The sequence below is a fragment of the Streptococcus cuniculi genome, assembly GCF_004570575.1.
GTDB lineage: Bacteria > Bacillota > Bacilli > Lactobacillales > Streptococcaceae > Streptococcus > Streptococcus cuniculi_A.
On record NZ_SPPD01000002.1, the window covers coordinates 211,529 to 226,106 of the forward strand.

Annotated in this window: 11 protein-coding genes and 1 pseudogene; 1 reads left to right on the plus strand and 11 read right to left on the minus strand. The window is 45.3% G+C overall.

The window, feature by feature from the left end; genetic code table 11:
- The 5 genes from E4T82_RS02720 to E4T82_RS02740 all read right to left on the minus strand — a co-directional run bounded on the left by E4T82_RS02720 (position 1) and on the right by E4T82_RS02740 (position 7,121).
- Entirely contained in the window at positions 1–708 is a 708-nt protein-coding gene (locus E4T82_RS02720; protein WP_135181357.1) for an MIP/aquaporin family protein, read from the minus strand.
- A 64-nt stretch (positions 709–772) separates the two neighbouring features.
- Positions 773–2,602: a type 1 glycerol-3-phosphate oxidase gene (gene glpO / locus E4T82_RS02725; protein WP_135181358.1), complete on the minus strand. Its 1,830-nt coding sequence runs from the start codon at positions 2,600–2,602 to the stop codon at positions 773–775.
- Positions 2,603–2,617: 15 nt separating this feature from the next.
- The gene (glpK, locus tag E4T82_RS02730) at positions 2,618–4,132 is read right to left on the minus strand and encodes a glycerol kinase GlpK (protein ID WP_075104193.1); all 1,515 of its coding nucleotides are present in this window, start codon (positions 4,130–4,132) and stop codon (positions 2,618–2,620) included.
- A gap of 186 nt (positions 4,133–4,318) precedes the next feature.
- Positions 4,319–5,791 carry a helix-turn-helix domain-containing protein gene (locus tag E4T82_RS02735; protein WP_167753546.1) on the minus strand — a complete coding sequence of 491 codons (1,473 nt, stop codon included), beginning with the start codon at positions 5,789–5,791 and terminating at the stop codon, positions 4,319–4,321.
- On the minus strand, positions 5,781–7,121 hold the full coding sequence (locus E4T82_RS02740) for an FAD-dependent oxidoreductase (protein ID WP_135181360.1): 1,341 nt from the start codon (positions 7,119–7,121) through the stop codon (positions 5,781–5,783). The genes E4T82_RS02735 and E4T82_RS02740 overlap by 11 nt, the downstream gene beginning before the upstream one ends.
- A gap of 171 nt (positions 7,122–7,292) precedes the next feature.
- Here E4T82_RS02740 and E4T82_RS02745 point away from each other — a divergent pair, with 171 nt between their 5' ends.
- Positions 7,293–7,811, plus strand: coding sequence for a GNAT family N-acetyltransferase (locus tag E4T82_RS02745; protein ID WP_135181361.1), 519 nt, complete (start codon positions 7,293–7,295; stop codon positions 7,809–7,811).
- Between the two features lie 184 nt (positions 7,812–7,995).
- Here E4T82_RS02745 and E4T82_RS02750 read toward each other — a convergent pair whose 3' ends face one another.
- From E4T82_RS02750 to E4T82_RS02775, 6 genes and pseudogenes are all read right to left on the minus strand, one after another.
- Positions 7,996–9,741: an ABC transporter ATP-binding protein gene (locus E4T82_RS02750; protein WP_135181362.1), complete on the minus strand. Its 1,746-nt coding sequence runs from the start codon at positions 9,739–9,741 to the stop codon at positions 7,996–7,998.
- A complete protein-coding gene (locus E4T82_RS02755; RefSeq protein ID WP_135181363.1) occupies positions 9,710–11,476 on the minus strand; it encodes an ABC transporter ATP-binding protein in 1,767 nt (588 codons plus the stop codon). The genes E4T82_RS02750 and E4T82_RS02755 overlap by 32 nt, the downstream gene beginning before the upstream one ends.
- 85 nt (positions 11,477–11,561) lie before the next feature.
- Complete coding sequence (gene nmlR, locus E4T82_RS02760) at positions 11,562–11,936, minus strand: stress response transcriptional regulator NmlR (RefSeq protein ID WP_135181364.1); 375 nt, start codon at positions 11,934–11,936, stop codon at positions 11,562–11,564.
- Positions 11,937–12,040: 104 nt separating this feature from the next.
- Positions 12,041–12,922, minus strand: coding sequence for a 4-hydroxy-tetrahydrodipicolinate synthase (gene dapA / locus E4T82_RS02765; protein WP_135181365.1), 882 nt, complete (start codon positions 12,920–12,922; stop codon positions 12,041–12,043).
- A 31-nt stretch (positions 12,923–12,953) separates the two neighbouring features.
- Positions 12,954–14,030, minus strand: a complete 1,077-nt coding sequence (locus E4T82_RS02770; RefSeq protein WP_135181366.1) for an aspartate-semialdehyde dehydrogenase — start codon at positions 14,028–14,030, stop codon at positions 12,954–12,956.
- A gap of 412 nt (positions 14,031–14,442) precedes the next feature.
- Positions 14,443–14,578: pseudogene (locus tag E4T82_RS02775) on the minus strand (ISAs1 family transposase); the annotation flags it as partial.

A 14,578-nucleotide genomic window follows, 5' to 3' on the forward strand; every position in this document is an offset into this window, starting at 1 on the left:
TTAGAATACGAGTCCGTAAAAGATTGCTGCTAGAAGGCCTCCGATAATTGGACCTACGACTGGTACAAGTGCATAGCCCCAATCTGAATCACCCTTGTGTTTCAAAGGGAGAATAGCGTGCATGATACGAGGGCCGAGGTCACGCGCAGGGTTCAAGGCATAACCTGTTGGACCACCAAGCGACACGCCGAGAGAGAGAATCAAAGCGCCGACAGTCAAGGTACCAAGACCTGCTGGCATATCGTAATTGCCAAAGGCTAGCAAGCCAAGGACAAGGACAAATGTTCCAATCGCTTCACTAATTGTGTTGGTCACGGTGTTACGGATTGCAGGGCCAGTTGAGAATGTCGCAAGCACTGCTCCAGTATCTTCTGTTGCATCATAGTGGTCTTTGTACATCAAGTAAACCAAGAGACTTCCGATAAAGGCTCCGACAAATTGAGCCCCGATATAAGGGAAGACAGACCCCAACGGAAGATTGCCTGCATAGGCCATCGCAATGGATACTGCTGGGTTCAAGTGAGCAGGACCTAAGAGACCACTGATAAAGGCTGCCATTGCAACCGCAAGCCCCCAACCGATGGTAATCACAATCCAGCCAGCATCCTTGCTCTTACTCTTGTCAAGCACTACGCCTGCTACGACACCGTTCCCCAAGAGGATTAACAAAGCGGTTCCGATTACTTCACCTAATAGTTCTTTTTCCATATAAACTCCTTTTTAAGCCCTTTCAAGCTAGGATTTCTACTAGTACCTAGCTCAAGGGTTCATTCTATTTATTTTTTAAATAAGCCAAGTCATTCTTGACCAAGGTTTCATCCAATAATGCCCGCTGTGCTGCTTGTTCTTCTTCAGACCAGCCGTAGTAGGCTGCCATTTCAAGGAGCACGTCATCAACGATAGCGTCAAGCTGTTCCCGCATAAAGAGCATGTAGTTGGTCCGACGTAGAAGGTAGTCCACCGCAGTGAGAGCCATTTCTTCTTTCATGGCATAGTGGAGAGAGAGCAGATCACGCTGGTTGAGCTGGCTGACTGCTTCTACTTTGTGGTTCAAAGCAAAGACTTTTGGTGCGTTTGAACCATACAAGTTCGCAAGGTAGAGCGCATCATCGTAGTGCAAGCCTTTTTTCACTCCGAGTTGTGCCAAATGTTCGATTTCTTCTGCGACATTGGCTGGGTTCAACTCGCCTCCTGATACAGGGTAGGTTTTGGAGTTGACCAGTCTAAACTTGCGACCGTGCTCTGCTGCAAGGATTTCTGCGACCTTTTCAAGAGCGCCTTCTGCCATTTTACGGAAATCCGTAATCTTACCGCCAGCTAGGATCAACAATCCATTGTCATCCCGGTCAAGAGAAGAACCACGAGAAACGGCTGATGGAGCCAAGGTCTTTTCAGACACGCTACCTTCTAGCTGGGTCAAGTCATGTTCCACATCGTCACGTGTCTTTTCATTGTTGAGATAGGCCTTGACTGTATCAATCAAGTTGTTGAAACTATCATCGCTCAATTTACCGTTGTTTCCGCCATTGTAGTCCGAAGCGCCATTTCCAGAAAGCAGAGGACGTAGTCCTGCCCAACCGCTCTCAATGTCGTCAAGGGTCAAGTTGGTACCTGGGAAACGGTTATTGACAATATCCAGCAAGTAATCGACATCTTCTTGGGTGACCATTGGATTTGCTAAATCGCCTATGTAATCGGTATCGGTCGTTCCAAAGTAAGTCTTGTTTTCACGAGGCAGAACAAAGACCATCCGTCCGTCTGCATGACCTGTGTCAAAATAAGTTGGTTGTGGCACGGAAAGACGGGCGCTATCAACGACTAAATGAACTCCTTTTGTTGGACGCATTTGCAATAGGCCGCTGCCTTCACCTCCGAGATTACGCACTTCATCGCTCCATGGTCCAGTAGTATTGATGACGAGGCGGGCACGGATTTCAAAGGTGCTATCGGTCAAGAGATCACGCGCCACAATGCCTACGACCTTGCCCTTTTCATCCTTGATAAAACGTTCTGCTTTGACACGGCTGGCAATCAAGGCACCATCTTTTGCGGCACGTTTGATATTTTCAATCACGAGGCGGGCATCGTTATTGCGGAAATCAAGATAGACACCGCCCCCGACAAGTCCTTCTTGCTTCAAGTGAGGCTCGCGTTCCAAGACTTCTTCTTTGGTCAATACTTTGTTGGCCAAGTCTGTGTTGTTGACACCTGCTAAGAGGTCATACAAGTCCATGGCAACTTTTAAGCGGAACATACTGAAAGTGGAACCTTCTTCGTCATAGACTGGAAGGAGCATCGGGTCTGGTTTTGGAATGTGCGGTGCGATTTGTTGCACGATCGCCCGTTCTGACACCGTATCTGATACGACTTCCACGTCAAATTGTTTCAAGTACCGCAAGCCACCGTGCACCAATTTTGTGGAACGGCTACTGGTCCCTTCTGCAAAGTCTTGCATTTCAATCAAGGCTGTTTCCATTCCGCTTGCTGCTGCCTGAAGCGCTACACCTGCACCAGTGATTCCGCCCCCGATAATCAGCAAATCAAGTTGTCTGTCCTGCATTTTTTCAATGGCTAATCGTCTTGTTTCTTTTGAAAATTCCATCTTGTACTCTCTTTTCTATTCTTCTTCGTCTATTTCAGCAAATAATTGAGTCGCTGCGACAGCTTTTTTCCAACCCTTGTACAGTTGTTCCTTACGCGCATCGTTCATCGCTGGTTGGAAAGATTGACCAACTGCATTCAAGGTCTTTAATTCATCCAAATCTTTCCAAAAACCAACGGCCAATCCTGCAAGGAATGCTGCTCCAAGAGCGGTTGTTTCTAGGTTCTTGGCCCGTGCAATTTCAATGCCTAAGATGTCTGCTTGGAACTGCATGAGTAGGCTGTTCATGGCTGCTCCACCGTCTACTTTCAAGACAGAGATTGGCATACCAGAGTCAATCTGCATGACATCAATGACATCGCGCACTTGGTAGGCAATAGATTGGAGGGTGGCCTTGACAAAGTCTTCCTTGGTTGTTCCACGTGTCAAGCCAAAGACAGAGCCACGCGCGTCTGAATTCCAGTAGGGTGCACCAAGTCCTGTAAAGGCTGGTACGACATAGACTTCATCGTTGCTGGTAGACTTGCGTGCCAGTTCTTCTGATTCAGGAGATTCTTTGACCATGCGCATACCGTCACGGAGCCACTGCACCGCACTTCCTGCGATGAAGACTGAACCTTCTAGAGCATAGTAGACCTTGCCATTGATACCATAACCGATAGTAGTCAAGAGGCTATTTTCAGACAGCTGCATGTCTTCGCCCGTATTCATGACGATGAACGAACCAGTACCATAGGTATTTTTCACCATACCAGGCTCAAAGGCCAATTGTCCGAACAAGGCTGCCTGCTGGTCACCTGCCATCCCTGAAATTGGCACTTCTGCCCCGTAGAAATGAAATGGTGCAGTTTTGCCATAAATTTCTGAATTGGACTTGACTTCTGGCAACATGGCTTTTGGAATATTCAAGAGGGCTAGAATTTCATCATCCCACTTGAGTTCCTTGATGTTGTAAAGCATGGTCCGTGCTGCATTGGAATAATCGGTCACATGGCAACGTCCATTTGTCAATTTCCAGACAAGCCAAGTATCAATGGTACCAAAGAGAATTTCACCCTTTTCAGCACGTTCTTGAGCCCCAGGCACTTGGTCCAAAATCCAACGTACTTTGGTCGCTGAGAAGTAAGCATCGATGACCAAGCCAGTCTTTTTATGAATCATGTCAGAGTAACCGTCATGTTTCAATTGGTCTGCTAGGTGGGCTGTCTGACGGGACTGCCACACAATCGCATTGTAGATAGGAAGTCCTGTTTCCTTATCCCAGACAACAGTTGTTTCCCGCTGGTTGGTAATCCCGATTCCTTCGATTTGAGACGGGTTGATACCACTTTCGATAAAGGCACCTGCAATGACGGATTGAACAGAATTCCAAATCTGATTAGCGTTATGTTCTACCCAACCTGGCTTTGGAAAGATTTGCGGAAATTCTTTCTGATAACTGCCGACCTTTTCTCCTTTTTTGTTAAAAATAATCGCGCGCGAGCTGGTCGTGCCTTGGTCAATGGCCATAATGTATTTTTCTTGTGTCATAGGAGACCTCCGTTATGTTGATGTTTTGTTTTAAAAACGCTTCCGTTTTCTATTTATCCCTATTGTACCCTATTTTTCCTGCTAGCTCCTATCAAAAAATATCGTTTTGTAAAAATTTTTGACAAGAATAAAAAGAGTGACGTTCCAAAGCCTATCAGCAACTGTTTTCTCACTCTTTTTCAATCCTCAGCGCCTTTCCATGGAAAAGCTACTGGTTTCTAAAATTCGGTGGGCGCATTTTTGCTTTTGCTCCTCCAGATGGGCTATTTTCTCTTTTAAGGCTAGAAAATCGCTCGCATAGAGCCTTTTATGAAAAGAATACAGCGGCGTCTCTACCGAAACGGGTTCATCGGCTATCAGCAGGTCGTAGTCGTTTGAAGCTATATATGGCTCAATGACTACAGCGTAGGTTCGTTCAAATTTTCTTTGAAGTTGCCGTAACATCGGCTCTGCCAGAATCGGAGACTGGTAGGTCAGAAAACCAATCCGCACCACCACAGGCTGGACCTGACTGAGGTAGGAAAAGAGTTCTGCTAGACATGCCACTTCTTCCTCCCGTTGAAACACTAGGCTGGCGACATGCGGCTGATAAAAGCGCTCTAGCACTGTTGACAATAGAGAGCGCGCATTGGCCAGAAAATAGGAATTTTCTTGCATAAGCGGTAAGTCCAAGCTCCCTTTGAAGAAATAAACCCTGCCCAGTAATTGATTGAGATAGTACAAAATCGTTTCATGGATGGGGAGCGGATGACCAACTTCTGTGCGAATGGTCTGGTAACACCCGGTTGTCGCCTCCCGAATCGGTCCACCAAAGGCTAACATCCGCTCAATCTGCTGTGGAGCAAGGATGGTCTGGCTCACTAAAAAAGCAAACAGGCTCATCACTTCACCCTCACGGACAGTAGAGGGTTGGTATTGGTAGAGGGTGAGAGAAAAGGCGCGTAATTTCTGATACCATTTCTGCTCCATATAGGGTTTCATCAGTTGAACCAGCTCTTGAAAATCGACATCCTGTGCCCGCATACGGCGCTGTGAAATCCCCAGCCAGAGCGACAATTGTAGAGCTTGGCGGGAATTGAATGTGGTATCAAAAAAGCGTTCAAAAAGCGGAAGATAGGTAGCACTCTGACGAAAAGTGGTCTCGTTCTTTAGACTAGAGAGCGTCTTGGTCTGAAGAAAAAGCTGGTAATAGAAATAGCGGATTTGCAACTCGCTTCCCTTGAGGCGACCATTTCGGATACTCATCTGAAAATCCTGCAATAGATGATTGAGCGCAGCCAATTGCCGATTGAGACTGGCTTCACTAATGAGGAGATGCTGCGCCAGCGCTTGAATGGCAAATTCTTCCTTCTCAAAAAGATAGAGCAAAATCTGATACTTGGTGCTAAACTGGCACAGATAGGCCAACCACTCCGTATGAAGTAAGGTATCTGTCCGCTGATGACTGACCTCTTCCTCTTTGATTGTGAGGGACAAGCCGAGTTTGCTTTGCCTTGCCTCTTCGTCAAAGGATTCGATATAGCGAGATAATGTGGTCCGTGACAACTGCAATCGTTGACTGATTTCCTTTAAGGAGAGACTGGAGCGACTGTCTCTCAAATGCTCAACCAGAAGATAGATGGCCCGCTCTCTTTTTTCAAACAGATCCTCAATTCTCATGAGCATTCTCCTCTTGGCGATGGAGGTAGAGCTGGCAGGCCTCGGTCACAATCGGAACCAGATTGGTATAGCGTGGCAAGCACAACCAACTTTGTTCGACCATCTCCTGAGCTGTCATGCCGTTTGAAATGGCGAGTGCCAAGGTATTCATTTGATGAATGTGGCGAGAAGTGGAAATCAGCTGTCCACCTAAGAGACGACCATCTGCGCGTTGGACAATCAATTTAAAGGTCAACTCTTCTTTTTCCCACTGACTAAAAGGCGCTTGGACAGTCACAGTATCCACATCTGTCCAGAGTTGAGCCTGACGTTCGGTCAGACCGACACTAGTAATATTGTAGCCAAAAAGGTGACTAGAAACAATGCGCTGTACTTCGTTTAAGGGGCGCCTTTTGGTTACTAAATTGTAAGCGACTAAACGCCCTGTCAAAATTGCATGATTGATGAGGGGAAGATAGGCCTTGCCAAAAAAGGCAAAGGGCAATTGAATCAAATCCCCAATCGCAAAGATATGGGGTTGACTGGTTTCCAAGTACTCATCTACAACAATCGTCTTATCGGGATTACAGTCTAGGATTTCTGCTACGACATCTGTATTGGGTTGAAAATTGGTCGCAACCAGCAAATAATCCGCTTCGTAGCAGCCTTTTAAGGTATCAACCTTGACCTTATCACCGGCTAGCGACAGGCTAATTTTCTCTACAATTTCTGCCGTATGTAGGTCAATCTTGCGCTTTTTCAACTCTTCTTCAATACCGACCATTAAATCATCATCCACATATTTGGCTAAGGGTGATGTTTCTGCTTCAAACAGCGTCAGAGAAAAGGGGAGTTGACTGAGGGCATCGGCACTTTCTAGCCCAATCTGACCACCACCGATGATAATGACAGACTCCGCTTCTTCTATCTTCTGCTGACTGTTCTGGGCATCTGAAAAATACTTGGACGATAACATCCGCTCTTGTAGCCTTTCATCTTCCACATCCCAGACTTGCCCTGCTCCCATGGCCAAAATCAGTGCATCATAGGCTTCTTCGACCACCTGATTTCCATGCTCAAGGATCAGCATTTGATGGTCAGCGTCTAGTTGAACGAGCTTGGTCTCTAGCCGAATATCAATGGTCGTCTGCTGAACCTGAGCCCACAATTCACTCCGCGCTTCTTCCAACTGCCCTAACTCGCCCTTTAGTTGCCAGTTGAAGACATTTGGAAAAAAGCCGACTTCCTTTTCCTTGTCGACTAATACAATCTGCGCATCAGGATAGAGCTGCCGACATTCCAAGGCGGCACTCATGCCTGCAAACGATGCTCCTACGATGATGATGTTCATAGCACTTCCTCCATTTTTCCTATTATACCATAAAGTTGAAAGGGGTTACATCAACAAAACTCCTACTAATTATTCCAAGTTCTGTGCTACCTTTTTCCCACGTAAAAGAGTTGTAACCCCTTTGCATCAATGATATAATAGCAACAAAACCACAGAGCTTAAGGTGAAAGAATGCAAAAAGTGTATAAAGATGCAGAAATATACGAAATCCTTGATCAGGTCTCTGACCTGTATGATGAGATGTATCGCCATGAAATTCAAGAATCCCATTCATTGAAAAGACGAATAGAAAATAGCCTTTCTTCAAATCTCCATCCGCTCATTATCACCGAGGAACTGGATGGTCAGCTGCTTGGCTTCTTATTTGACTTTGATTTTAAACCAGAAAATTGGTGGGCAAAACAGGTGGATAAAATTTTGCCTCCAAAGATGGACTGGTACCGCCACTCCTTTGAATTGAATGAGCTCTGTGTCAAGGAACAGTATCGCAGAAAAGGTATCGGCTATCAGTTGATGGACTATTTGTCGTCAACCGACTTTGACTATATCTTACTAAGTGTAAGGAGTGCTAATACCAAGGCGATGTCATTGTATACGAGACTTGGCTATCAGGTTCTGCACGATCATTTTTATTTTGAAGGAGGGCATACTCTTTTTCATATCATGTATAGTGGATTGAGAAAGGAATAGGACAAGGCAGGGAGCTACAGATAGAACTGGCGTTCATCAAAGCGACTGAACGATGTCCTAACCTTTATTCAATTCACTATATACGGAAAATCATTGACCTCGCCATCAGAAAAACCGAATGCTTCAAGGAACATACTACTGTTCCTTTGAAACATTCGGTTATTTTTTAGAAATATGGTATCAATCAAGCCTCTTTCATCATGCCTGCCTGCAATTGGTACATCTTATGATAAAGCCCTGCTTTTTCCAGCAACTCCTCATGCGTTCCACTTTCGATAATCTTGCCCTTGTCAAGAACGTAGATGCAGTTGGCGTCTTGAATAGTTGATAGACGGTGGGCAATAGCAATGGTTGTGCGTCCTTGACGCATTTTTTCCAGCGAATGCTGGACAATTTGCTCGGTTTCCGAGTCGATATTGGCTGTTGCCTCATCCAAAATCAAAATCTTAGGCTGACTTGCCACCGTCCTTGCAAAGGCAAGCAATTGTCGTTGACCTGTCGAAAAGCTACTGCCCCGCTCGGACACAGGGGACTTATAACCATCTGGTAATTTCTGAATGAATTGGTCGGCATCGACAAATGCTGCAGCTGCGCGCACTTCTTCATCGGAAATATCTTGGTACATCTTGATATTGGACTCGATTGTTCCGTGATAAAGAAAGGGATCTTGCAAGACAAGTCCAATCTTCTTGCGCAATTCTGCTTGTGAAAATTGACGAATATCCTGCCCGTCAATCAAGACCTGACCCGATTCAAATTCATAAAAGCGCATCAATACATTGATAATCGAAGATTTCCCAGAACCTGTTGCTCCGACAAAGGCAATCGTCTCTCCCTGCTTGACCTGAAAGGAAATGCCATCCAAAATTCGCCGTTTCCCGTCATAGGAAAAAGACACCTCACGAAATTCGATAATGCCTTCCTCAATCTGTGCAGCACTCTTTCCTTGAACTGGTTCAAAACCGGTCTCGTCAATCAAGTCAAAAACTCGACCTGCCGACACCATAGAGGTCTGCAAGGTTGAAAAATTCTGCGTCACTTCAATCAGAGGGTCAAACAAGCGATTGACATACTGGATAAAGGCATACATGAGCCCTGCTGAAATACCTATATTGAGACCGCGGAAACCAAAATAGGCCATTAAAAGTGCGTAGGCAAGGAGTTTCAAGAGTGACATGGCAGGTCGTAAAAATAGGCTATCGAGAGCCATCGAGCGGTTAGCATAGGCCACATGCTCTCGATTGATTTCCTCAAATTCTGCTTTCAAGCGCTCTTCCTGGCTAAAAGCCTGAATAATTCGAATCCCCTCGATACTTTCAGAGAGTTTGCTATTGATGTCACTCAAAAGACTTCTAGTCTTGGCAATGACTGCAACGGATTTCTTGCGGTAGAGATTGACCAAGATAAAAATGACTGGCAGCAAAAGCGCCACTAAAGCTGTCAAGCGAACATCCAACATCAACATGGTGTAAAGGGTCACCGTAAAGATAAAAACGGCTGAGATAAAACTCGATAAAATACCTGAAAACATCTCCGAAATGGCCTCGGTATCGTTGGTAATTCGAGAGACAATCGAGCCAGCAGGTGTTCGGTCAAAATAAGCCATTCCTAACCGATCCATATTGGCAAAAGCATCCCTACGAATGTCACGCACAATGCTATAAGAAACCTTGGCGAAAAAGAGATTTCCAAAATACTGAATAATGGTCTGCAAGACATACATCAGATAGTAACCGATTAAAAGCATAACTGCCGTCTGATTGACATGGTCCAAATAATGGTCGATAAAATGAGAGGCAATCAGGGGAATGATATTTTTCACAACGGTTGTCAACAAGAGCAGACCAAGAGCAAGTACCGTCAGCCATTTATAGGGCTTTAAATAGGTCAATAAGCGTTTAAAAACAATCCATTGATTCGTTTTTGTCATTTGGCACTCCCTCCATTTCTAGCTGCTGTGAAGCGTAGGTTTCCGCATACCAGCCACCTTGCGCAAGCAATTCCTCATGGCGACCACGCTCGATGATTTTTCCGCCCTGCATGACCAAAATTAAGTCCGCATGGACAACTGCCGACAAGCGGTGGGCAGAGATAATCGTTGTCTTAGCTTGTCTTGTTTCCTTGAGATTTTCAATAATCGCATACTCAGTTTTAGCATCGACTGCCGACAAGGAATCGTCCAAGATTAAAATTTCTGGATTTAAAATCATGGCACGGCTCATGGCAATCCGCTGTTTTTGACCGCCTGACAAGGACACACCCTTTTCACCGATGACGGTGTCAAAGCCTTCTGGCATAGCTACAATATCTTCATAGACCTGAGATAATTTTGTCGCTTCTTCTACTCTTTCTCGTGACAAGTCAGGATTACCAAAGCGAACATTTTCTAAAATCGTCGTCGCAAATAAGAACTGATCCTGCGGGACATAGCCGATGAGCTGGCGCAAGTCAGACAGGCGATAGTCCCGAATATCGTGACCGTTGAGACTGATGCTTCCAACTGTCACATCATGTTCTCGTAACAGCAGCTTAATCAAGCTGGTCTTACCAGAGCCGGTCTGTCCCACCAAACCCAAGGTCTGACCTTTTTCCAAGGCAAACTGAATATCAGAAAGTGTTTCTGTCTCTTCATAGCCGAACTGTTCCACATCATAGACCAAGCGTCCGTTTTTTACAACTTCAACAGGGAGACTGGCTTCTTTGACATCTGATTCTTGAGCGAGCAAGGCCTCAATCCGCTCATAGGAGACACGCCCGCGCTGCACCATATTAAAGAGAAATCCGACCGCCATCAAGGGCCAGACCAACATGTCCAGATAGGTCACAAAAGTCACCAAATCCCCGACCGTCACTTGGTTTTGCGCAATCATAAAAGCACCAACTGTCAAGGTCAAGACGTATGAAGCTCCGATAAAGAGCAAGACCAAGGGGTCAAACATGACATCGTATTTCATGGTGCGCATGTTTTTAGCAAAGGTCATCTCATTGACTTCCTGAAACGCCACTATTTCTGCGTCCTGATAGCCGAAGGATTTGGTCACCTTAATCCCCGCTACGCTCTCTTGCACCTTATTGTTCAATTCCGAAAAAGCTGCCTGGGATTCTTTAAAGGTTTCATGGGTTTTACGACCTAACTTGCTGGTTGCAAGCGCCATAAATGGTAGCGGAATCACTGCAATCAAGGTCATCTGCCAAGAAATGGTGAAAAACATGGTCACCAAAGTTACCAAGGCTGTAATCGAAGCATCGACTGCCGACATGACACCTCCGCCCGCCAGACGGGTCAAAGAGTTAATATCATTGGTCGCATGCGCCATCAAATCCCCTGTTCGGTATTTCTGATAAAAGGACGGAGACATCTTAGTAAAATGCTCAAATAGACGATAGCGAATGATTTGGCCCAAACGATAGGAAGTACCTAAAATATACATCCGCCAAATGTAGCGTAAACCATACATAGCAAAGGCTGCTAGCACTAAATACAAAAGTTGCAAAAGTAGGTCTGTCCTCGTCAAATTCCCACGTGTAATCGCATCAATGACCTGCCCCATAATTTTGGGTGGAATCAAATTTAAAACAGCGACTAAACTCAAAGAAACAATTCCAATGAGATATCGCCGTTTTTCTTCCTTAAAAAACCACCAGAGATTCTTAATAATCGACATGAGTTTCCTTTCTATTACTGCTTTCTCCTGCTGCTGTATTGCATAACATGAGGCATACAGTTCCTGCCAAGGTTACTTTCCTTTTTCAACTACTGCTTATATTTTTGACGATGACACTCTCATAATGAGCTATCTTACCGTCCAGACGGCTGATAGCTGAAAGCAACTCCTCAGCCTTTTTCTGCAATTTTTCACGCTCCGCAACCAGAATCGCACAGCGTTCTTCAAGATGCGCTTCCTCTCCGTCTTGACATAGACCGATATAGTCAATCAGGCTCTCAACTGAGACTCCAGCACTCCGAAAACAACGGACAAATTCTAAGGCTGCCAAATCTTGCTCATCAAAGTCGCGGATACCTGCACTGGTACGCCCGATACGTGGAATCAAGCCAATCCGTTCATAGTAGCGAATCGTATCACTTGACACCCTTAGTAGTTCACTAGCTTTCTTGATGTTCATACTCTGGCTCCTCTCTTTCCTCCTAGTATACATCTTAGAGTGTACTCCAAGTCAAATCGGAGAAGAAAAACCCTAAAATAGTCATTTCAGAGTTCCCTTCTCTATTATTTCTCCAACGCTTCAATAATCACTTTGGCTTCTTCCTCCGTACAAGCAACTAGCGGTAAGCGCAATGGTCCTACTTCAAATCCTTGGTGGTTAAGGACTGCTTTCAGCGGTGCAGGGCTAGTCGTTGAAAAGAGGGCATCCACCTTCGGTAACAACTTGCGTTGGATACTCGCTGCCTCTGCCACCTTTCCTTTATCCAAAGCCTCAAACATGGCATGAAAGTCATCCCCATTGGTGTGGGCTGCAACACTAATCACACCTTGAGCTCCCAGTGCCTTAGCATAGAAAGCCTCTCCGTCCTCTCCTGTGTAAACCAGAAAATCTTCAGGGGCATTTTCCACGAGATGCGCGATACTGGCTACACCTGTACAGTCTTTAATCGCAATGATATTGGGATGTTGCGCCAAGCGAAGAGAGGTTTCCACTGTCAAGCCTGCTACGGTGCGCCCAGGTACATTATAGACAATAATTGGCAAACTGCTGGCATCCGCAATCGCCTTGTAGTGCTGATAAAGCCCTTCTTGCGTTGGTTTGTTGTAATAAGGTGTAACAGCAAGACCAGCCGCAAAACCACCAAAGGATGCGACCTCCCGTGCAAATGCAATCGAATCCCTCGTATCATTGGTTCCAATCCCTGTAATCAAGGGCACACGACCGTCCACAATCCGCCGGACTTCCGCAAAGAGTTCCAACTCTTCCTCGTGGGTCAGCGTTGGGCTTTCTCCCGTTGTCCCCGCCAAAATCAAGCCTTCTGTATGGTGGGCAAGGAGGTGTTCAATCAACTTAGGCAATGCCTTAAAGTTGATACTTCCATCTTCATAAAAAGGCGTCACAAGCGCCGTAATAATGCGTGCATTTCTCAAATCCTCTAATGACATTTTCTTCCTCCTAAGTGATGACATGATTGGTTTATTTTAATGCAAATACAAGATCTTCTGTCGGGCGAACAAGCCTGCGTTTGTGTAGTGTTTCAGCGATTTGAACAGAGTTCCATGCTGCTCCTTTTAAGAGGTTATCCGATACGATCCACATGTGAATGCCTTTTTCAGCATCCAAGTCCTTACGGATACGGCCAACAAAGGTTTCTCGTTTACCAACCGCATTGATAGCTTGTGGGTAGATTTGATGGGCTACATCATCTTCTAAGATCGCACCTGGAAAGGCTGCGATGGCTGCTTTTACTTCTTCAATCGGCGCTACTTCTTTGGTTTCGATATAGACAGATTCTGAATGGGCTGACAAGACTGGAATACGCACACAGGTCGCAGAAACAGCAATGCTATCATCTTCCATGATTTTCTTGGTTTCATTGGTCATTTTCATCTCTTCATAGGTATAATCATTGTCGGTAAAGACATCGATTTGTGGAAGAGCGTTAAATCCGATTGGATAGTGCTTTTTGTCGCCACCAGACGGCAAAATGTTCGCTTCTACATCTTTTGGTGCTACCCCATCATTCAAAACAGCACGGAGTTGCGCTTGAGTTTCCAAAATAGCCCCCATACCAGCTCCAGAAACTGCTTGGTAGGTGGAGACGATAATGCGTTCCAACCCCCATTGTTGACGGACAGGCTCCAAAGCCACCATCATCTGAATGGTTGAACAGTTTGGACAAGCGATAATCCCCTTGTGGGCATCCAACGCATGCGCATTGACCTCTGGCACGACCAGCGGCACATCAGCATGCTGGCGGAAATAAGAGGTATTATCAACGACAACAGCTCCTGCCTTGACTGCATAGGGGGCATACTTGGCTGAGGTTGAACCACCTGCTGAGAAAAGGGCAATATCTACCCCTTCAAAGGCATCTTCTGTCGTTTCTTCAATAACGACATCTTGTCCCTTGAAAGACAAGACCTTGCCAGCTGAACGAACAGACGCCAAATAACGTACCTTGTCAATTGGCAAGGTAGATTCTTCCAACATCTGGATCATTTGCGCTCCAACGGCACCAGTTGCACCAACAACAGCTACTGTATATCCCATAAATTACCTCTTTTTTCGAATTTTCTAAAAATTTGTATATGCTTGCTATTATACACTTTTTTCCCTTAAATGAAAAGACATTCGTGCAAAAAGATGAAACATTGCAAGAAAAATTTGGCGAAAATTTACAAAAAAAAGACCAAGAAACATCTTGGTCCAAGGGCACTTTCGTGTGATAAGCAGGTTCACACAACTTATCAAGGTCCGCTCCTGCGTTTTGACCTCCCTAGCGTGAAAGTGGCTACTGCCACATTCGGCTCATCGCATACACCTATTGTAGCACATTTTTCCAAGAATGCAAACTAAATACTCAAAGCATGCACGACGTACGCATGAAAAGTTTCCCAGTGAGCTTTCGTCCTTAGAAAGCATTTTAAAACAGGCAAAACATTCGGTCTCCCCAGTATTGAATCTACTTCCCAAATAATTGTGGTAAATAGTCCTCCAAATGGACAGAAATATAGCGTTGTTTACGACGATAACTCAAGTCTTTCTTTGAAAACTGAATCACTTTCAAGAAATAGAGACACCATTTTCTGATAACATTC